The sequence below is a fragment of the Singulisphaera chitinilytica genome, from assembly GCF_049331405.1.
Lineage (GTDB): Bacteria > Planctomycetota > Planctomycetia > Isosphaerales > Isosphaeraceae > PoT.
Genome location: NZ_CP186274.1, coordinates 7,527,426 through 7,546,445 on the forward strand (window position 1 = coordinate 7,527,426; position 19,020 = coordinate 7,546,445).

The following is a 19,020-nucleotide window of genomic DNA, read 5'->3' on the forward strand; positions in this document are numbered from 1 at the left end:
AGGCCGGCCCGAACCAGCATAATTCGAGCTGGGCAAAAACCAAAGTGACCGGCGAACTACTTGCGGCGAGATGCCTGAGCGTGACTTCCTACCTGATGAGGCGGCCACAGCACAACGGGTACGATGCGAGCGGGTGTTGGCTTCATGCAAGTTTGCGAGTTTGTTGCAGGGATTCTGGAACCGCATTCACCACCGACGAAGTCTTCCCTCTCGAAAATCGGCGTTCCGCGACTCGTTCTCTTGATTAGGAACTCGAAGGTGAAGCGATTACCGGATGCGCCGATGGAGAAATGGTGGAGCTGGGTCTTCGTTGTTTCGATGGGACTCGGACTCGCAAACGAGGGGAAGTCGGAACTACTCTACTTCGCCAAAGGCGGGGAACTCCAGATCCCTGCCAGGATCGATGGCGACAAGGTCCTCGTCGAAGCTCCCGACCGAGCTTATTCATTTCAGAGAAAGGACTTCCGCAAAGTTGTTCCGGACTATTGGCCGGCTCGCGAGTGGCCCGAACGCCGGGCAAAGGCCATCGAAGGAAGTGCCGAGGACCGTTTCCGCGCCCTGTGGTGGGCCCTCGAAAATGGCCTGACGCCGGAGGCTATCTCATTTCTTCGCGAGTCCCATCGACAGGATCCCTCGCACGTCCCGACCGCCCGCATGGCGGCTACTCTGGCGAAGCTCGACAAGCCCTGCTCCGAAACCCTCCCCGACCTGGAACGATTGGAGGCGGCCCTCGGCCATCGATACGAACTCAAGCTCAGCCCACACGTTGCCCTGCTCCACCAGCACTCCGACGCCGACGCGAAGGAAAGGCTCGACCTCCTCGAACGCGTGACCTCAACGTATTATCTCATGCTCGCAGGACAAGGGATGGAACTCACGGTCCCTTCCTTCCGAATGGCCTCTGCCTGGTTTGCCCGCCACGAGGATTACCTTGCGTTCCTCCACTCCGAGAAGCTCGATACTTTTCGGACGACCCGCGGCTACTATCACCCAACCTTGAAGGCAGTCGTCGCCTACGACGGACGGAATTCGTCTCCCCAGAAAGAATTGCGAAATACCTTTGGCGTTCGCTCGCGTGATCTCGATCGTTTGGAGCAGTCCGCGCAGAACCTACCCGAAGGGTCTCGACTTCGTTACGAGATCCGCGGCGAACCAACCCGGGTCCTGAGCCGCAACCAGGCACTCAAGCTCCACTCCGACTTGGAGCGAGATCTTTTCCGTCGCCAACTCCTGCTCGATCAGGAGTGGCGTTCCGTCGACCTCGGCGTTGCCGCCCACGAGATGGTCCACCAACTCACCGCTGCCAGCGGGCTCGCCCCCGATCAGCACGTCTTCCCGACCTGGCTCCATGAAGGTTTCGCCGCCCAGTTCGAGGTCGTTCGCGGCGGCCGTTGGGCCGGCGTAGGCCGTGCCCACGACATCCGGCTCGTCGATTGGCGAAAGTTGACAACTCCCCCTCTCCTCCTCCCTCTCCTTGAGAACTCGGGTTTCGGCCAGGGCTATGTGCGAACCTCGTACGCCAAGGCTTGGGCCCTCGTCTACTACCTCCGGATCGAGCATCCCCGAGAATTCATCAACTTCCTCGATCTCCTGAAACTCCCCTCCCATTCCAGAACCCACGAAGAGAATCCCGTGGTTGCCGCCTTCCGAGCTTCATTCGGCCCAGACCTCGAAGCCACCAACCGGGCCTGGCGCGAGTTCATGAAAACAGTTGAGACTCCGCTAGAGGAGGGCAATAGGGTGCCAGGTGTGCGAGCTGAGAGTCCGAAAGTTCCCTGAAACTCGCCGTTCATTCACGGCGCTAATTATCGCCCATTGGGATTTGCAGCAAGTGGTTGATCCCTAAAGCTCTTGCTGAACGTGATTTCTGTTGAGTGGTGAGAACATTGGAAGATCCGAACAATACCGCGGTTGACAGAAATCTGCACTACGCTAAGATGCTGAGGTCGAATGCAGGAACGACGGGGCGTAGCTCAGCTTGGCTAGAGCGCACGGTTCGGGTCCGTGAGGTCGGAGGTTCAAATCCTCTCGCCCCGACTTAGTTTGGTTAAAGACTTATTGCGTTTCGAGAATTCCCTCCGGTGGCTCGGGAACTAAACCCAAGCCAAAACCGGAGGGTTTTCATTTGGGTTGCAACTGTTTGTAGAGCTCGGAATTGTATTCGTTCGACCGGTTGGCCTACCACGTCACCATCGCGGCCACCGGGAAGCGTCTCTCCTCCAATATAGAGAAGGCCTGGCGGTTCTGGCACCGACTGGCCGCGACGCCGAAGTCATCGCCGCCCCCTACTCCCGCGAACGGGTCGAGATGGCCTATGAATGAAGCGGGCTCGCGGGAACCATCCGCATTCGGCGAAGCTCTTGTCGGAGTTCATTGATTTGAATATGAATATATTAATTACCGTCGCCTGTGGTGAGGGCATCGTGCCTGATACATCCGCGTTCAAGGCCGCACCGCGCCGATCTGGCGAATGCTGAAACGTCTCATGTCGTCGCCTACCAATGGTAGCCCGGTTAACGAGCGGCAAGTTGGCTTTCTGCTCGGCCAACATGGTAGGGTGTAGGTCGGCAACGGCTTGAGATCCAGCTTGAATAGTGACGGTGACCTCTGAGCAATCGGGGCAAGTGCTGTAGCCGATACTTTCCAGGTACGACCCAGAGCGGAGGCCGAGGAAATGCGTGCCATGGTCCTGGATGCCGTCGGGCTCCTGCGTGACAACCCGAGGCCGCTTCGCCTGGCCGAACTCGCCGACCCGATCCCTGGCCGAGGTCAGATTCTCGTACGAATCAAGGCCTGCGGCGTTTGCCATACCGAACTGGACGAGATCGAGGGTCGGATGCCGCCCCCCCGTCTGCCGATCGTCTTGGGTCATCAGATCGTCGGTCGGGTTGTGGAGAGCGGCGAGGATGCTCATGCATTCCGAGTCGGCGACCGCGTCGGGATCGCCTGGATCCACTCATCGTGCGGGGATTGCTCGTATTGCACGAGCGGGCGAGAGAACCTGTGCCCCGAGTTCCGTGCAACCGGCCGTGACGCGGACGGCGGATATGCCGAACTCACGACCGTGCCCGAGACGTTTGCATATGCAATCCCCGAGATATTCACAGATGCAGAGGCCGCGCCGTTGCTTTGCGCCGGGGCGATCGGCTACAGGTCGTTGCGGTTGACCGGCATCATGCATGGCCAGGTTCTCGGCTTGACCGGTTTTGGCGCTTCGGCGCACCTCGTCCTCAAACTGGCCCACCACCTATATCCAAGCACACGCATTTTCGTCTTCGCGCGAAGCGAGGTCGAGCGAGCATTCGCCCGAGAGATGGGTGCGACATGGGCCGGCGACACCTCCGAGGCGCCTCCCGCAGCCATGGATGCGATCATCGATACGACCCCGGCTTGGACGCCAGTGCTCGAGGCGCTAAAGCATCTCGCACCGGGAGGACGCCTGGTCATCAATGCAATCCGCAAGGAGGATCAGGACAAGGACGTACTGCTCCAGCTAGACTATCCGACCCATCTATGGCGAGAGAAGGAGATCAAGAGCGTGGCCAACGTCACGCGTCGAGATGTGGCGGAATTTCTCCGCCTGGCGGCTGAGGTGCCCATCAGGCCGGTGGTTCAGGAATATGCGATGGAAGACGCAACGCAAGCCCTTCTGGACCTGGAGCAGAAAGTAAATCGCGGGGCGAAGGTCCTTGTGATGAAATGAGATCCGCCAACGTCTCTCTCTCACGAATGTCGATCTGATGACATGGGCGGCTCGTCTTGGGCCAAAGCCCGCGCACCAGCCGTGGCATGCCGATGCTCTGGATGCGAGAGGGCATGCCTCTGACGGTATGATTGAGAACGCGACAACGCCCGTATGCGCTTCAATCCAACTTATGCCCAGCCCGAATTTCCCATTGGCATGCCTTGAAGGGCTCGATGCAGCCGGACCAAGGCGGATTGCGTTGCGCGAGTCCACCCGGCCTGTACATCCCAGGTGGCCTTGAGTTGGCACGTTGAGCGCCGCTCATTCGAACTGCGATATTGATGCGTGACGGGGATGCTCGTTACGTTGACATTATCGTCGCTCGCGAGAGGCGACGTCGAGGCTAAGGCGGCCCCTTCGCGCGAATTATCGCGAGGTCGGGGCCATTAGCTTGCGCCTCGCCCATCCCTCCGATGACACGGAGGATCGGGACCGACCGCGTCCCGGCCCACTGCACAGCGGTGACGGCTGCCGCCCCCATTATCGACGATGGCTTTGCATCTCGATGTTGTCAGGAGGCGATGCCATGTTCGGGGCGTTTACACTCTAGTCTCGCCACAAATCCTTCCATCCGTCATTGACGCAGCCGGCCACCGCCGCGACGGCTGTGAACTGTTGCGGACCAAAGAATTTGTCACCTCGCTCGACGTCATGTCGGGTACGCCTGCGGGGAGCATGAGCGTCCGCGGTCGCGCTTTCACTGTTCGTTAGAGATCATATGATGGATTATCGATCTTGATGATGTGCGGGGGCATTGACTTCGTGGTAGCCCTCGAAGGCAAATCCCGCCTGGAGAAATGTCGTAACCGACTGGGATGCATCCTTCGGAGGAACGGTAAGTTCGTGAGAGGGTGAGCACGATCCGCTGCGTCCTTCGTTGAAACATCCTGCTTTGGCCCTGCAGAGAAATGGCTCAGTGAGGGATGCTTAAACGAGCGAGGTGAGACGATGGCAACTTCTGAGCAGAAGGGGGCAGACACGCCCCAATCGACGGGCCAAAATCACCCCGTCCAGGAAATCCGGCTCTACAGCCGCTCCGACATTTTCTACTGGTGGCCTCTCTGGGCCCTGGGCTATATCCTCGCGCTGATCACCTACATCGACGGAGGACGCCTGGCCGTCGTTCCCAATGGGACAATTGCACGACGCGACTGGCACGTGGAGGTTGCCCCGGGGAAGTCGGAGGTTCGCGAGGGCCTGATCCTGCCCCACGGTGCCTCGCTCCTCCCGGAGCATCCCATACATGGCGGGCCGGTGCAGTCCAAACAGGCGTGGTCGGCGCCCGAACAGCCCCATACCCATATCGCGAGCAGCCCATACCTGGGGACCTGGCTCCTCGTGACAATTCTCGCGGTATTCGTGAGCACCCACGCGCCGCTACGCGGCTTATGGGAGTGGGTTTCTGTCCTCTTTATCGCGTTAATCGTGACCGTGATCGCACTCTATGGTCTGTGGGGGACGATTCGCGGCTGGTTCCTGCTACTCCACGTCCAAATCAGCATGGCAGGCTACATCTTCCTCTCGACCTGGTTGTTCTCGATCTGGCTGGTGACGTTCCTCTACTTCGATCGGCTGACTTACATCATCTTCTCGACGGGCCAGGTTCGGGTTCGACAGGCGATCGGCGAGGGAGTGAGGTGGACCCCATTGTCTAGACCAAAAAACGGCGATCCTTCGCTACTGTCCAATCAGGCCGTCGTGGCTCTGTCCGCTCGGTAGACCGTCCCTGGAGTCCGGTACCCCAGGGATTCGTGGAGCCGATCCTCGTTATAGAAGCCGAAGTATCGCCTCAACCCTCGCTGCAGCTCCGGCACCGTCTCGTAGCCTTGGATGTAAATATCTTCGTATTTCACGGTCCTCCAGAGCCGTTCGACGAACACGTTATCCAATGCCCTGCCGCGTCCATCCATGCTCACGGCTATCCCGGCCGCCTCAAGCCTCCCGGTGAACGCCTCGGCCGTGAACTGGACCCCTTGGTCCGTGTTGAACACCTCGGGCTTCCCCGACCTCAAGGCATCTTCCAACATCTCCAGGCAGAAGGAGCCGTCCAGCGTGTTCGACAGCCGCCAGCCGATCACGTACCGGCTGTACCAGTCGATCACCGCCGCCAGGTACATGAACCCTCCACTCATCGGCACATAAGTGATGTCCGTGCTCCACACGTGGTCCGCTCGCCGGGCTTTGACACCTCGCAAGAGATAAGGGTAGATCTTATGGCCTCTCCCGGCCTGACTCAGCCTGGGCTTGGCATAGATCGCTTCCAGGCCCATCTTCCGCATCAGGCGCTGTACTCGCTTCCGATTGACCTCCTCACCTCGTTGTTCCAGCCAGGCGGTCATCTTGCGGCTGCCGTAGAACGGGCATGCCGTATATTGCTCGTCGATCAACCGCATCAGGCGCAGGTCCTCGGGCGACTCACCCGCAGGTCGGTAGTAGAGGCTCGATCGGCTCAGCCCCAGCAACTCGCACTGGCGGCGCACGCTCAACCGGGGATGATCCGGCTCGATCAAGGGCCTTCGGTCCTCAACTGAATGGGGCGACTTTTTTTTTCAGCCACTCGAGTTCCATCTTGAGGCGCCCGATCTGTTCGAAGAGTTCGGCCTGGCGTGCCTCGGCGTCAGCCGAGGCCGCCTTGGCCGGACTCCCGAAGACCTCCTCGGCACTGCTGATGAGCTGCTTCTTCCAGCCATGGATCGATGTGGGATGGACGCCATAGTGGCCGGCCAACTCGTTGATCGTGCGGTCTCCCTTGAGGGCCGCCAGGGCGACTTGAGCCTTGAACGCCGCCGTGTGGACTTGCCGCTTCCTCGCCATCCGTCCTCCTCCTCAGACCCGTCTGAGTAGCTTAACAGATGGTCCAGTTTTCGGGGTCCACCATAGAGAGAAGACTTACGACGTGACAAATATGAGCCTGGAACTGCAGCCAAACGTCTTCTTTCGACACCGGATACTCGGCTTCTACGACGCAGGCGACCTTATCGTCCGGACCGGTGGTCCTCACCCGGAGGTATTCCACTGGCCGAACGTCTTGCTTGTCCGGTCACAGGTGCGACGGATTGAGCGATTGCTCCAAACCCGAGAAGTTGAGTGAGCATCGCCAGCGACTGTATCCGACCAAGGCCGAGTCTCAATAGACCAGATTCTTCTCTACGCTCGGATGGGGAGATGCTGGTATCGGAAGAGGCTATTGGGTTCCTGGAAGGTTTTATCTGCGGAATCGATGCATCGAATCGCATTGAAGCGGGCATGTGTTCTTTTCCCGGACGTGCGGAGCGAACGGCCGGAAGGCGAGTCATGCCGCGTCTTATCGGTCGGACTTGGCCTGACGCTGGCGCTCAGGCCTGGTGCCGGAGCATTGGCCCTGGTCTGGTTCATCGGTGCCTATTCGATAAGCTTCGGTCTTCACCTACTAATGCTCGCGATATGGCTTCGCAGTTGGGCACGGCGATTTTCGGCCCTTGAGCCCTGAACTGTGGTACAGATCTACCTGGATTGGCTCGGGTCAACGATTGCAGAAAAATCGCTGGCCCGATAGAAATCGCGTGAACTTTCCTCTTCTCTGTTGCGTTCTGGAGTCAAGAGGATGACCGCTCGCGAAGGGCGGTCAGGATCAGGCTAAGGTGGCCCCGCCATGCATAACAATGCATGGGCGGGGCCTTTTTATTTGGCCTCCGATTCACGACGGGTACGTCGGACTTCCAACCGATCAAAACGCCTCGCTCGGCGAGGCGGCAGTTTGTATCCAGGATGGCCTTGAAACCCCGTGGGATCGGGCCGCCGGAATCACTTCGGCACGTGTTAGTGCTGCGGTCGACATCGACCTCAGCACCGCGAGACACCTCGAGCTCAATCGATGAGGAGAGAATCATGGCAGAACTGAAAGAGGCCTCCAGGGCGAAATCCGATGGAAACCAGGCAATGAAGGAAACGGCAGCTCTAGCGGAGCGTGCCGAGCACCCCACCCACCGCTCCCCGTCGCCAGCATTGCGACCCATCAGTCCCATGTCCTTCCTCCGCAGGTACGCGGCGGAGATGGACCGTATGTTCGAAGAGTTCGGCATCGGGCATGGCTTGCACGTGCCCCCATTTCTTACCCGTGGGCACGAGTTGCTGCGACGCGAGGCCGGAATCGTCGAGGCCGAGTGGTCGCCCAAGGTGGACGTCAAAGAGCAGGACGGCCGGCTACTCGTCCGCGCCGACCTGCCTGGGCTGAGCAAGGACGACATCAAGGTCGAGCTCACCGACGAAACGATCACGATTCGGGGAGAGAGGAAGCAGGAGAAGAAGAAGGAGGAGCGCGAGGGCTATTCCTACAGCGAGTGCTCTTACGGCCGATTCTTGCGAACCATCCCTCTGCCCGATGGGGCCGATACGACGAAGGTTACCGCCGAATTCCACAACGGCGTGCTCGAGATTGGCATCCCGACTCCGCAGCGCGCCGAACCACAGGCACGCCACGTTGAAGTGCGGGAGAGGAAGTAGGCCGATCACGGCGTCAGTCGGTCGGCCAGCTTCGGGGACCGGGCCAAGCCCTCATCCAGACGTTCCGACACACGAATTTATAGAGGTCAAGGCATATGAGAGACAGTAAGGATTTGCAGCATGATGTCCTAGACGAGCTCCAGTGGGAGCCGAGCCTGGACGCGGAGGAGATCGGTGTCACCGCCCGAGACGGCGTCGTAACCCTCAAGGGCAGCGTGGCCACGTACATCGAGAAGCTGACGGCCGAACGAGTGGTCAAGCGGGTTCTGGGCGTCAGAGCGGTCGCCAACGACCTCGAAGTCCGAATCAGCGGCCATGCTGAGCACACCGATACGGATATCGCCCAGGCTGGGATCAACGCCCTCATGTGGAGGACATCCGTGCCGGACGACCGGATCAAGCTCACGGTGAGGAACGGTTGGGTGATCCTTGAAGGCGAGGTCGACTGGTTTTTCCAGAGCGAATCGGCCGAAGAGGCCGTTCGTCCACTCCTCGGCGTGAGAGGCGTGATTAACCATATCACGGTCAAGCCGAGGGTGTCGGCGACCGACGTCAAGACCCGGATCGAAGCCGCCTTCAAGCGTAGCGCCGAGTTGGACGCGAATAAGGTCCGAGTGGAGGCGCACGATGGCGAGGTGACCCTGAAGGGCGACGTGCATTCCTGGTCGGAGCGACAACAGGCGGAACAGACGGCCTGGTCGGCGTCCGGGGTCAAGCGGGTCGAGAACTTGATCACGATCTCACCGTACGCACCTTGAATCACGCACCAGGAGGGCGGGCCTGCGCCACACGCGGGCCCGTCGCGGAGATATTCCGGGCTGTCGGAGCGTAATCTGCCCGGATGCATGCTCCTCAAGTCGTGAATGATGGGTCGCCTACCGATGATCGAAGATTATTTACTCTTCTCCGGCACAGCCAATCCCGCCCTGTCCGCGGCCATCGCCGCCGAACTGGGCATTCGGACGGCTTCCTGTACTGTCGAACGCTTCCCGGACGGCGAGATCTCGGTGCGACTGGATGAGCCCGTACGCCGCCGCGAGGTCTTCGTCGTCCAATCGACGGCTCCGCCGGTCAACGACCACATGTTCGAGCTACTGGCTTTTGCCGACGCCTGTCGACGCGCCGCGGCATCGAGGATCACAGCTCTGATCCCCTACTTCGGCTACTCCCGCTCCGACAAGCGGCACGGGAAGCGTGAGCCTATCGCCGCGAGCCTCGTGGCGAGGTTGTTATCGGCTGCCGGCATCGATCATGTCGTCACCATCGACCTGCATGCGGCCCAGATCGAAGGCTTCTTCCACAATCCCGTCGATAACCTGACAGCTGTGCCGTCGCTCTGTCAGGCAATCCGTCATCACCTGCCGGCCGGGGCTGTCGTCGTCTCGCCGGACGCGGGCCGGGTTAAAATGGCCACGGACTATGCACACCGGCTCGGAGCCTCGATCGTCGTCCTGCACAAGTGCCGATCGAGCGGCACAGAGACCGTGGTAACGCACGTCGTCGGAGACGTGCGCGGGCGACCCTGCCTGATCATCGACGACATGATCTCGACCGGGGGCACGATAGCGCAAGCTGTCGAAGCTTTGCTCGCTGCCGGCGCCTGCCCCGACATTACCGTCGCCGCGACTCATGGGCTCTTCGTGGACGATGCCTGGACGAGGTTGGGTCACGAGGTCGTTCGCCGGATGTTCGTCACCGACACGGTGGTGTCCGACAATTGGTCCCGACCATCCCTCCAGATCGTAACGATCGCCCCGCTACTTGCGGCGGCGATCCGCATGAACCAGACCCATGGAACGCTCGGAGACCTATACCAGGCCGCTCCTTGCTCTGTCCGTGACGCACGCGAGAACCCTTGAATTCGCGAGGGGAGATCATGTCGACCGCATTCCGAGATCGGGCCGAGGCCGGCCGCCTTTTGGCCGAGAAGCTCACCGCCTATGCCGGTCGATCCGACGTGCTTGTCCTGGCACTGCCGCGCGGCGGAGTTCCGGTCGCATATGAGGTGGCGCAGACGCTGGGGGCGCCGCTCGATGTCTTCGTCGTCCGCAAGCTCGGCGCGCCCGGTCACGAGGAACTGGCCATGGGCGCCGTCGCCTCGGGAGGCGCCTGGGTTTTCAATGACGATGTGATGCGATCGCTGCACATCCCTTACCGGGTCATCGAGGCAATCGCCGTTCGGGAGTTCCGAGAACTCGAGCGCCGCGAGCATGCCTATCGCAATGGCCGTCGGGCACTCGTGGTATCCGATCGCACGGTGATCCTTGTGGACGACGGGCTCGCCACCGGATCGACGATGCGAGCCGCCATCGCGGCGATCCGCCGGCTTAGGCCGGCCCACATCGTTGTGGCAGTGCCGACCGCTGCGCCCTTAAGCCTCAAGGAAATCCGCACCGAGGTGGACGACTGCATCTGTTACATCTCACCCGACCCCTTCTACGCCGTCGGCCTGTGCTACGAGGACTTCTCCCAGACGAGCGACGAAGAGGTTCGAGACCTCCTCCAACGGTCCGCAGGATCGCTCCAGACCGCTACGGGGCCTGTTAAGGAACCGATGCGATGACGATCCTGGAGCGAAACGATCTGACCGATGAACTGTCGCTTCGGGCCCTCCGTGGGGCCGCCCATCCCCTCGTCGGCTTAGCCGATGATTACGATCCGCCGCTGTGCTTCATCGGTAATGAGCGGTTCGTGCTCCTGGACGAGGAGTCGCATGGGACGCATGAGTTCCATGGCGAACGCGCCCAGATCACAAAGCGTCTGATTCGCGAGAAGAGCTTCCGTGTCGTGGCCATCGAGGCCGACTTGCCGGACGCCTATCGCGTCAATCGCTACGTGCGGGGCCGAGGCGACGACGAGGCCGTCGACGCACTGGCGGGCTTTCGACGGTTCCCGAACTGGATGTGGCGCAACGCCGACGTCCTGGTCTTCGTGGGTTGGCTCCGCACCTACAACGACGAGTACGCCAACGGGCAAGCAAGGTGGGCTTCTACGGTCTGGATCTCTACAGCTTACACGCCTCGATCGAGGCAGTGCTCCTCTACCTGGACAGGGTCGACCCCGGTGCAGCCGAGAGGGCCCGGGCCCGCTACGCCTGCTTCGACATCTATGGTGAGGATACACAGGCCTAATGTTTCGCCTCCAGCCTGGGGCTTGGGTCATCCTGCGAGCTGAGGTCATCACACAACTCATCGACCTTCGCTCGTCGGAATGGGAGGTGGGCGAGGCATTTCCGACGGACATCTGACGATTCGTCATGCCGATGCGACGAGGGGCGTCGACGCCAAGTGCCTTTGAATGAAAGGAAATCCACGCCATGTCATCGGGTATGAAAGTCGTGTGTACCTCCCGGGAGGTGATGATTCCGGCCCCCGAGAGGACTTTAAGTGGGACGCTGGATTTTACGCCGGATGCGCCAGGTATCGTCCTCTTTGCCCACGGGAACGGGAGCAGCCGATATAGCCCTCGCAATCGATTCGTCGCGGATTCGCTCCAACGTGTGGGGCTGGGAACCCTGCTCTTCGACCTTCTGGGCGATGACGAGGCCGAGGATCACCGCAACGTCTTCGATATCGAACGTTTGGCCGGGCGGCTTTTGGCCGCAGCCAACTGGCTGAGCCAACAGCCCGCGACGCGAAGACTCCCCCTGGTTTACTTCGGTGCCAGCACCGGCGCCGCGGCGGCCCTGGTCGCGGCGGCAATCCGCCCGGACCTAGTGGGTGCCGTCGTCTGCCGCGGTGGCCGTCCCGATCTGGCGGGTGGACACCTGCGGGACGTAAAGGCTCCTACTCTCTTGATCGTCGGTGGCCGCGACCAGGACGTCCTCGAATTGAATCGCCGGGCCCTGGTTCTACTCGGCTGTCCAAGCAAGCTCGTCGTGATCCCAGGAGCAACCCATCTGTTCGCCGAACTCGGTGCACTGGAGGAGGTCGCCCGCCTAGCGGGACAATGGTTCCTGCGGAACCTCGGCTCCGCTTCTCACCTTCCCTGCGATCAAGCAGGGCGAATCGGCGAGCGAATTCCTCGGTCAAGTCATGATGAGCCATACGAAATAATATGACGAGACGAAGATGCGTCTGAAGGCTCGCCTACGATGGGGATACTCGTGAGTTGGGCTCGCGATGGTCGATGTTTGTCAATCGTATGACGGCATATCGAGATTTAAGTCGAGCGATCCCCTCGAGCATCTCGGGACACGGGCGAGAGTCCCCCGGTTCGATGCGACCTCGGGTATTCGGACCTCCTTCGTGCATGTGGTGTGGCGCCGGATCGCCCGCGTGGGGGTCGGCCACAAACCGACTGACCCATGTCCAAGTCGGCCCCTGAGCGAACTCATCAAATGGTGACTCTCTCCGAGCGGGCCCGCAACCGACAGGCGAATTTCTCCTGAACCAGGCCCCTAATCGTGTATATTCCGGACCGAGGTAAAGCCATGATTGCGTCGATACCCAAGGATTATCAGGAGTTGTTGGATCGCCCCCGAGGTGCCGGGATGGTGGTGAGTTGCTACGCCGATACATCGGTCGCCCACGGCTTCGAGCACCACTGGCGCCAGCGACTCAATGCCGAGGCGACCCGGATCCGTGGCCTGCTGCACGGCGAGCCAGCGGTGTTGGAGGAGTTCGATCGTCAGTTGGACACCATCCGACGCGCTCTCGAATCCCCCATGGCCCGAAGCAATCGCGGAATGGCCCTCTTCGGCGGCGAGGGTTGGGATGAGGCCCTGGCTTTGGGGTCCGAAGAACCGTACCAAGCTCATCTCGTCGTCGATGAGGAACCCTACCTTGTGCCTTTGCTCGCGGCCGACTACCGTCGCCGCGAATACCTCGTTGTGCTGACCGATATCCACCGTGGTCGACTCTATGCGGCGACGCCGGGTGAAGCCCGTATCCTTGAGGAACTCGACGAGGAAATTCCTCGGGTGAAGCGCTTGGTCAACATCGCTCGACATCGCGAGGACCGGATCCTCCACTACTTGAAGGAACTCGAGCGCCTCGTGGATAAGGCCTGGGGTAACCACCCTTATCAGGGGATTATCCTCCTTGGGCCGCACGAGGTCCTGGAGAAGTTCCGCAAGACCATCCCGAAGCGACTTGCAGGACGTGTGGTCGAAGAGGCGCCTCATTCCTGGGCGGGAAATCAGCCCGAGATATGCGACCATGTTCGAGAGGTGGTCGACGCCGCGATCTCGCGACGTCTGGAGCAGATCCTGGCGGAGATCGGCCGACGCCTTGAAGAGGGCTTCGCGGTGGCAATCGGGCCCCAGGAGGTGGTCGTGGCCATGGCCAACGGACTGGTCCTCGAACTGGTCCTTGGGCCCGATCCGGGGGACGTCGCATCTCGTTGTTCTGGATGTCGATCCCTCTTCGTCACTCACGAGACGAATTGTCCCTATTGCAAGTCCCCATGTGCCAGAACGAGCCTCTGGCAGGAGATACTTTCGAGGGCAATGCGGCATGGGGTCGCAGTCCACTTCGCGCCGGCAGAGGCGACAGGGCTTGTCGTCCCCGGCGGGGCGGCGGCGCTACTTGCACGCGACGATCCTCAGTGGGCGCCGGCTTCGTCCGTTCCGTCCGAGGTGACTGAGGCCTGAGGGCGGGCCGGCTTCGAGTCACATCCGCATGGCCAGGAGTACGTCAAAGAATAAGGACTACCGGTTCTAGATGCTGAGGATGTCCTGATCGAAGAGGACTCCCCAGTTCCATCTCGGTTAGCATTCCGCCAGGCTTATGTACGCCTCGATTTATTACACCAGTACGTTGAGAGGCCTCGCTCGCCTATGGAGTCCGTAACTTGATCCTGGGTTTCGAGGGTTTATCGGGCAAAGCTCTTCAATGGCCCTTTGAATCGGGCATCCCGTGCGTGACGGCACCGTCGCCACCGAATCCTCCGCTCAGTCTCGGCGGTCGTTCATGGTCTGCCCGCGATGGGGTTGCCGCGCTGTCATCAGTCTCAGGCGGTTCAACGTTCGCGGATGACTCGACGGCTTTGCGGCCGACGATATCGAGAACCGATTCGGCGACGGGAGATGCCCAAGCCGTCTTGTCGGGCAATCCGTTGCCGACGGCTCCTTTCCTGCAGAGCGGTATCGTCCCGAAAGGTCGGCTTGCCCGGCCGATCACGGATTCTTTAAGGATGTATCCCATGCGCAGTGCCTTACGCTGGGCCCTTTGGCTATTCGCCCGCGCGACCATCCCACTCCGATATCGGGTCCGGGTCCACGGATGGGAGCGAATCGAGAATCTGAAGGGCCCCGTGCTGATCCTACCGAATCACTCGGGATACATTGATCCAATTCTAATTCTTGCATATTTTTACGAAAAGTTCCGGCCGAGGCCATTGCTCTATGAGGAGAACTTCCGCAATCCTCTACTTCGCCCACTGGTGGGCCTGGTCCGCGGCTTGCCCATTCCTGAGCTTGAGCGTCCCAGCCAGGAGGCACTTCGTCGAACCGAATGCGCCGTCAATGAGGTGATCGAGGGGCTCCGTCGTGGCGAGAACTTCGTACTCTGGCCGTCTGGTCGCGTGCAGCGTGACGGCGTGGAACGATTGGGTGCCGCTCGTGCACTGACCGACATCCTGAAGTCCGTACCGGAGGCGAATTTGGTCCTCGTGCGGACCCGAGGCGTTTGGGGCAGTTCGTTCTCGTACGCGAAGACAGGACGCTCGCCAGGGCTAGGCCGGAATTTCCGGAACGGATTCCTATGGCTGGTGGCGAACCTATTCATCCTGATGCCGCGTCGGCGGGTCGACATCATCGTCGAGCCCATCGATCGAGGTGATTTGCCGGAGCTAGAGCGCGGTTCCGTCAATCGATGGTTCGAGGCTCGGTATAACGTCGAAGGCCCTGAGCTGCCGTCTTACGCCCCATACCACTTCCTCTTCGGCCCGCGAAGCTATGCGTTCCCGCCCTCGCCGTCGACGGCCGCGCGTGAAATCAATTCCGATCAGGTCAAATCGGAAACTCGAGAGGCCGTTGAGGAGATGCTGGCCGATTTGTTGGGCCGACCGCTGACGGGAGACGAACGTCGCCCTGCGACATCCCTCGACGACCTCGGACTCGATAGCGTGCAGCGTATGGAATTGGCTCTAGCGGTTGAGCAGCGCTTCGGGTTTTCCGCCGACCCGATGCCCTCTACGATCGGGGAAGTTCTGCAGCTGGCCCAAGGCCTCATCGAGCCATTGCCGTCGAATCCGGCGCCGTTGGAATGGTTCCGGGTACCATCCGACGAGCGTCCACCCAGGATTCTGGGAGAAACGATCGCCGAGGCCTTTCTCGCTCGTGCCCTGGCCGACCGGCATGACGTGGCAGCCGCCGACGATCTCTCCGGGGTCGTCTCCTACGAACGACTGCTCGTTGGCGCAATCGTGATGGCTCGCCGCTTCGAGCGCTTGCCGACGCAGAACGTCGGGATCCTCTTCCCCGCCTCGGTTGCTTGCGACACGATGCTGATCGGGTTGTATCTAGCCGGAAAGCTCCCGGTCCTACTCAACTGGACGACGGGGCCTGCGAACCTCAACCATGCCGTCCGGCTGACCGGGATTACGGATGTGATCACGTCGCGCCGGCTACGTGACCGAATTGGACTCGCCATCGACGGTGTCCGGCTCCTCGACGTGGAGGATTTGAGTGGCCAGGTCGGATGGCTGGAACGGATACGTACGCTCATGGAAGTGCGGTTGCTGCCCAGCCGAATTCGCGGACGAGTTCCGCGGCCTCAGCCTGACGCCCCGGCGGCGATCCTCTTCACATCGGGTTCGGAAAAGGCGCCGAAGGCCGTTCCATTGACACACCGAAATATCATAGCCGATCATCGGGGGGCCCTTGCGCAGCTCCAGCCGACGCGCAGTGACTCACTGCTCGGCTTCCTGCCGATGTTCCACAGCTTCGGATTCACGGTGACGGGGCTACTCCCCTTGCTCGGGGGTATTCGGGTTGTGCACCGCCCCGACCCGACGGCTTCCGCTGCCCTGGCCCGCAAGGTCGGCACCTACCGGCCCAGCTTCGTCATCGGGACGTCCACATTTATCGAACACCTATTCGACCGCGCCCGGCCTGGCGAACTGGACTCCTTGAGGGTCGTCCTCGTAGGCGCGGAAAAGTGCCCTCCAGCTCTGTTCGAGAAGGCCCGGCGTGTCGTCCCGAAGGCCCATCTACTGGAAGGGTATGGTGTCACGGAGTGCTCACCAGTAGTCGCCGTGAGCCGGCCTGGGGCCAACCGGCCCGGTACCGTTGGCCAGCCAATGCCGGGCGTTGAGGTGTGCGTGGTTGCCCTCGATACCGGCGATCCACTGTCGGCGGGGGCGATGGGAATGCTCCTGGTCAGCGGCCCGACCGTATTCCCAGGCTATCTCGGGGACGAGTCGTCGCCGTTCGTGGAGCGCCAAGGGAAGCGTTGGTATGTCACCGGCGACCTTGCAAGCATCGACCCGGACGGTTTCATCCGCTTCCGCGGCAGGCTGAAGCGTTTCCTGAAATCCGGCGGAGAGATGATCTCGCTCCCCGCCTTGGAAGAGCCTTTCGCCCTCCAATATCCGCCGGACGAGAACGGCCATCGAGTCGCGGTCGAAGGGATTGAGACTGAGGACGGCCGGAAGATCGTCCTGTTCACCACCGAGTCCATAACCCTCAAAGAGGCCAACGCCCGACTGATGGACGCTGGACTTCGCGGAGTGATGCGGCTAGACGAGGTGCGTCGGGTTGAGGGAATTCCCGTGCTCGGTTCGGGCAAGATCGACTACCACCGACTGCGTGACATGATCGAAGACCCGACGCATGCCAGGATGCCGTCCGTTCGAGTCGCCATGCACGGGGCGTGCCAGCCTGTCGCGGATATAAAACCGGATCACGAGGATTGCATCAAGGAAACAGAAGTCGACGTATGCGTTGGTGATAATCCTGGTGAGGCGAATAAAAGTGGTTAGCGAAGACGCCGGGATAGAACCGTTCCTCGATGACGCTGCCGCTCACAGGTCTGTATGATGCAGTCGAGTTGAGGATTGAATACATTTATAGTTAAACATATTAAATATTTGCCTATGAGATTATCGAGTTCGCAGGAGTGCTGGAGGGCTTGATCCAAGTCGCGCGCCGTGCGTCGGAGTAACGGCAGCCCGGACTGGGACGTCAGGTTATCGATGTTGAATCGTCGATCGCACGCGAGGAAGACCGGATCGAGCAGGGGTGCATCCGGCTCCTCAAATTCTCGACACCAGTTGTAGGCGACTTGAGGATCGTGGTCGTCGCGTTGAAGATCAAAAACGCTCCGGGGCGGATTGCCGACCTGGCCGTCGACGAGGAAGCAAGATCCGCGGACAGAAGCCCACGGGTTTTCTGGATCTGATCGAGCTACGGGAAATGGAAATCTCCGACCACCAGTCCGGGAGGAAGTTGAGCTCGCTCAAGGCCGTTGCGTCCCAGGCCCTAGTAGAAGAACGCTTTGGATAATGGCAGACCGGTGGGTAATAACGCGAGCATGTCGCCTTCCGGCAGCCTTGATGTTTCCGAAATTTCAGATCGGCGTGGGGACGGCAATGTGCCGTCCCCCTACCCTTCCCGCAGGGCGATTGCACCATAAGTTACTTCGAGAATAGCACTTGCTCGAGATAAGCATCGCTCGTCGCCGCTATCAATCTCTTGCCCTTCAATCCGATCTTCTCCGACTTGTTGTTCTTCAGTAGGCTCAACGCCGTCCGACGCAACGCGCTGAAGTTCGCGTCCGCGTGGCCTCGCCGCAGACGGCTCTGGTCCTCGCCGAACGTCACGTCCAGCGACCAATGGCAGCTGTTCTCGATCGACCAATGGCCCCGCACCGCCGCAGCGAACCCCTTCGCGTCAAGGTCGCGGCTCGTGATGTAATAGCGCACGTCGCCGCTGGGCTTGCCGCCACGCGTCCCCTCGCCGATCGCCACGCCGATCCGCCTCAGCCCCGGCCAGCGGCCACGGTCGGCCAGGGCCTCCGGGGCGTCGCAGATCAGGTACGTCCTCGTCTCCTTCCGCCCGTGACCCTTCTCGCTCGACTCGTGCTCGCCCGCCGCCACCTTCGCGAAGCCGTCCTCCACGTGCTTCAGGAAGAACTCCTCGATCGCCGCGTGCAGCGTCGGCTGGTTCCCCTTCACCGCCAGCACGTAGTCGGCCCCGCCGGCCACGATGGCGCCTGCGATCTCCGTCTGGCAGCCCATCGCGTCGATCGTCACCAGGGCCCCGGAGATCTCCAGCATCTGCAGGAGGACGGGGATCGCCGTGATCTCGTTGCTCTTGGCGTCGGTGACCACCTGGCCCAGGCTGACGTGGTTGGCCGTGGCCCAGGCGCTGACCATGTGGATGGCCGACTTGCCCGTGCCCTTGTCGAAGCTGCGCTCGGCGCGCCTTGCCGTCGATGGCGACGACCTGGCCGGCGGTGATCTCGTGGAGGGCCGTGATCCAATTCAGCAGGCACTTCTCGAACTCGGCGGGCCTGATGGCGGCGAGGACGGCGTTGAAGCGGTCGTGCGAGGGGATGCCGCTGTCGAGGTCGAGGAACCTGGCGAGCCAGTCGCGCTTGTGCCGTGCCCAGGCGGCGATGGAGACGAAGTCGTCGGCTCCCGCGATGACGGCGCAGACGGCGATGGCGACGATGTTGACGAGCGGGTAGATGACCCGGCCTCGGCGCGGTTCGGTGAGCTCGGAGAAGTGTCGCTGGATCTGAGCGGACTTGGCCCGAGCCATGATGGATGCCCGTCGAGCATGGGCGTCTCGCGCCCCGGGCTCTTGCCCGGGCCGTCGCGATCCGCCATGCTCCAGTTATCACATA

Annotated in this window: 14 protein-coding genes, 1 tRNA gene and 1 pseudogene; 14 read left to right on the top strand and 2 right to left on the bottom strand. The window is 61.1% G+C overall.

Annotated features, from left to right (window positions below; genetic code table 11):
• The first annotated feature begins 654 nt into the window (after positions 1-654).
• The 4 genes from ACOYYX_RS29395 (at position 655) to ACOYYX_RS29410 (ending at position 5,464) form a co-directional block, all read left to right on the top strand.
• The gene (locus ACOYYX_RS29395) at positions 655-1,779 is read left to right on the top strand and encodes a DUF1570 domain-containing protein (RefSeq protein WP_422926273.1); all 1,125 of its coding nucleotides are present in this window, start codon (positions 655-657) and stop codon (positions 1,777-1,779) included.
• 183 nt (positions 1,780-1,962) lie between these two features.
• Positions 1,963-2,037, top strand: a tRNA-Pro gene (locus ACOYYX_RS29400).
• Positions 2,038-2,674: 637 nt separating this feature from the next.
• Positions 2,675-3,703 carry a zinc-dependent alcohol dehydrogenase family protein gene (locus ACOYYX_RS29405; protein WP_422926274.1) on the top strand — a complete coding sequence of 343 codons (1,029 nt, stop codon included), beginning with the start codon at positions 2,675-2,677 and terminating at the stop codon, positions 3,701-3,703.
• 990 nt (positions 3,704-4,693) lie between these two features.
• Positions 4,694-5,464, top strand: a complete 771-nt coding sequence (locus ACOYYX_RS29410; protein ID WP_422926275.1) for a hypothetical protein — start codon at positions 4,694-4,696, stop codon at positions 5,462-5,464.
• On the opposite strand, the gene ACOYYX_RS29415 is transcribed toward ACOYYX_RS29410, so the two are convergent.
• Positions 5,434-6,559, bottom strand: a protein-coding gene (locus tag ACOYYX_RS29415; RefSeq protein WP_422923185.1) for an IS3 family transposase whose coding sequence is annotated in 2 segments (ribosomal slippage) — positions 5,434-6,277 and positions 6,276-6,559 — 1,128 coding nt in all. Because the reading frame shifts where the segments join, the coding sequence is not laid out codon by codon here. The genes ACOYYX_RS29410 and ACOYYX_RS29415 overlap by 31 nt on opposite strands.
• A 406-nt stretch (positions 6,560-6,965) precedes the next feature.
• Between ACOYYX_RS29415 and ACOYYX_RS29420 the strand changes: the two genes are divergently transcribed.
• The 10 genes from ACOYYX_RS29420 to ACOYYX_RS29465 all read left to right on the top strand — a co-directional run bounded on the left by ACOYYX_RS29420 (position 6,966) and on the right by ACOYYX_RS29465 (position 17,571).
• Positions 6,966-7,214 (top strand): DUF308 domain-containing protein, encoded by a 249-nt coding sequence (locus tag ACOYYX_RS29420; protein WP_422931671.1) that lies wholly within the window; start codon positions 6,966-6,968, stop codon positions 7,212-7,214.
• A gap of 398 nt (positions 7,215-7,612) precedes the next feature.
• Positions 7,613-8,227 carry an Hsp20/alpha crystallin family protein gene (locus tag ACOYYX_RS29425; protein ID WP_422926276.1) on the top strand — a complete coding sequence of 205 codons (615 nt, stop codon included), beginning with the start codon at positions 7,613-7,615 and terminating at the stop codon, positions 8,225-8,227.
• A 95-nt stretch (positions 8,228-8,322) separates the two neighbouring features.
• Positions 8,323-8,985, top strand: coding sequence for a BON domain-containing protein (locus ACOYYX_RS29430; protein WP_422926277.1), 663 nt, complete (start codon positions 8,323-8,325; stop codon positions 8,983-8,985).
• Between the two features lie 123 nt (positions 8,986-9,108).
• Positions 9,109-10,086: a ribose-phosphate diphosphokinase gene (locus tag ACOYYX_RS29435; protein WP_422926278.1), complete on the top strand. Its 978-nt coding sequence runs from the start codon at positions 9,109-9,111 to the stop codon at positions 10,084-10,086.
• A gap of 17 nt (positions 10,087-10,103) precedes the next feature.
• Positions 10,104-10,790 carry a phosphoribosyltransferase gene (locus tag ACOYYX_RS29440; protein WP_422926279.1) on the top strand — a complete coding sequence of 229 codons (687 nt, stop codon included), beginning with the start codon at positions 10,104-10,106 and terminating at the stop codon, positions 10,788-10,790.
• Positions 10,787-11,401, top strand: coding sequence for an erythromycin esterase family protein (locus ACOYYX_RS29445; protein ID WP_422926280.1), 615 nt, complete (start codon positions 10,787-10,789; stop codon positions 11,399-11,401). The genes ACOYYX_RS29440 and ACOYYX_RS29445 overlap by 4 nt, the downstream gene beginning before the upstream one ends.
• Positions 11,402-11,543: 142 nt before the next feature.
• Positions 11,544-12,287 carry a dienelactone hydrolase family protein gene (locus ACOYYX_RS29450; RefSeq protein ID WP_422926281.1) on the top strand — a complete coding sequence of 248 codons (744 nt, stop codon included), beginning with the start codon at positions 11,544-11,546 and terminating at the stop codon, positions 12,285-12,287.
• A gap of 627 nt (positions 12,288-12,914) precedes the next feature.
• Positions 12,915-13,820 (top strand): hypothetical protein, encoded by a 906-nt coding sequence (locus ACOYYX_RS29455; RefSeq protein ID WP_422931672.1) that lies wholly within the window; start codon positions 12,915-12,917, stop codon positions 13,818-13,820.
• A 662-nt stretch (positions 13,821-14,482) separates the two neighbouring features.
• Positions 14,483-17,152, top strand: a complete 2,670-nt coding sequence (locus ACOYYX_RS29460; RefSeq protein WP_422926282.1) for an AMP-binding protein — start codon at positions 14,483-14,485, stop codon at positions 17,150-17,152.
• 248 nt (positions 17,153-17,400) lie between these two features.
• The gene (locus ACOYYX_RS29465; RefSeq protein ID WP_422931673.1) at positions 17,401-17,571 is read left to right on the top strand and encodes a hypothetical protein; all 171 of its coding nucleotides are present in this window, start codon (positions 17,401-17,403) and stop codon (positions 17,569-17,571) included.
• 235 nt (positions 17,572-17,806) lie between these two features.
• On the opposite strand, the pseudogene ACOYYX_RS29470 reads toward ACOYYX_RS29465, so the two are convergent.
• Positions 17,807-18,935: pseudogene (locus ACOYYX_RS29470) on the bottom strand (ISAs1 family transposase).
• Positions 18,936-19,020 lie beyond the last annotated feature (85 nt).

What these genes read in the sequence shown, in the direction of transcription:
- ACOYYX_RS29395 (WP_422926273.1), top strand. Translation starts at nt 655, where the DNA reads ATGGCGGCTACTCTGGCGAAGCTCGACAAGCCCTGCTCCGAAACCCTC.
- ACOYYX_RS29405 (WP_422926274.1), top strand. Translation starts at nt 2,675, where the DNA reads ATGCGTGCCATGGTCCTGGATGCCGTCGGGCTCCTGCGTGACAACCCG.
- ACOYYX_RS29410 (WP_422926275.1), top strand. Translation starts at nt 4,694, where the DNA reads ATGGCAACTTCTGAGCAGAAGGGGGCAGACACGCCCCAATCGACGGGC.
- ACOYYX_RS29420 (WP_422931671.1), top strand. Translation starts at nt 6,966, where the DNA reads ATGCATCGAATCGCATTGAAGCGGGCATGTGTTCTTTTCCCGGACGTG.
- ACOYYX_RS29425 (WP_422926276.1), top strand. Translation starts at nt 7,613, where the DNA reads ATGGCAGAACTGAAAGAGGCCTCCAGGGCGAAATCCGATGGAAACCAG.
- ACOYYX_RS29430 (WP_422926277.1), top strand. Translation starts at nt 8,323, where the DNA reads ATGAGAGACAGTAAGGATTTGCAGCATGATGTCCTAGACGAGCTCCAG.
- ACOYYX_RS29435 (WP_422926278.1), top strand. Translation starts at nt 9,109, where the DNA reads ATGATCGAAGATTATTTACTCTTCTCCGGCACAGCCAATCCCGCCCTG.
- ACOYYX_RS29440 (WP_422926279.1), top strand. Translation starts at nt 10,104, where the DNA reads ATGTCGACCGCATTCCGAGATCGGGCCGAGGCCGGCCGCCTTTTGGCC.
- ACOYYX_RS29445 (WP_422926280.1), top strand. Translation starts at nt 10,787, where the DNA reads ATGACGATCCTGGAGCGAAACGATCTGACCGATGAACTGTCGCTTCGG.
- ACOYYX_RS29450 (WP_422926281.1), top strand. Translation starts at nt 11,544, where the DNA reads ATGTCATCGGGTATGAAAGTCGTGTGTACCTCCCGGGAGGTGATGATT.
- ACOYYX_RS29455 (WP_422931672.1), top strand. Translation starts at nt 12,915, where the DNA reads ATGGCCCTCTTCGGCGGCGAGGGTTGGGATGAGGCCCTGGCTTTGGGG.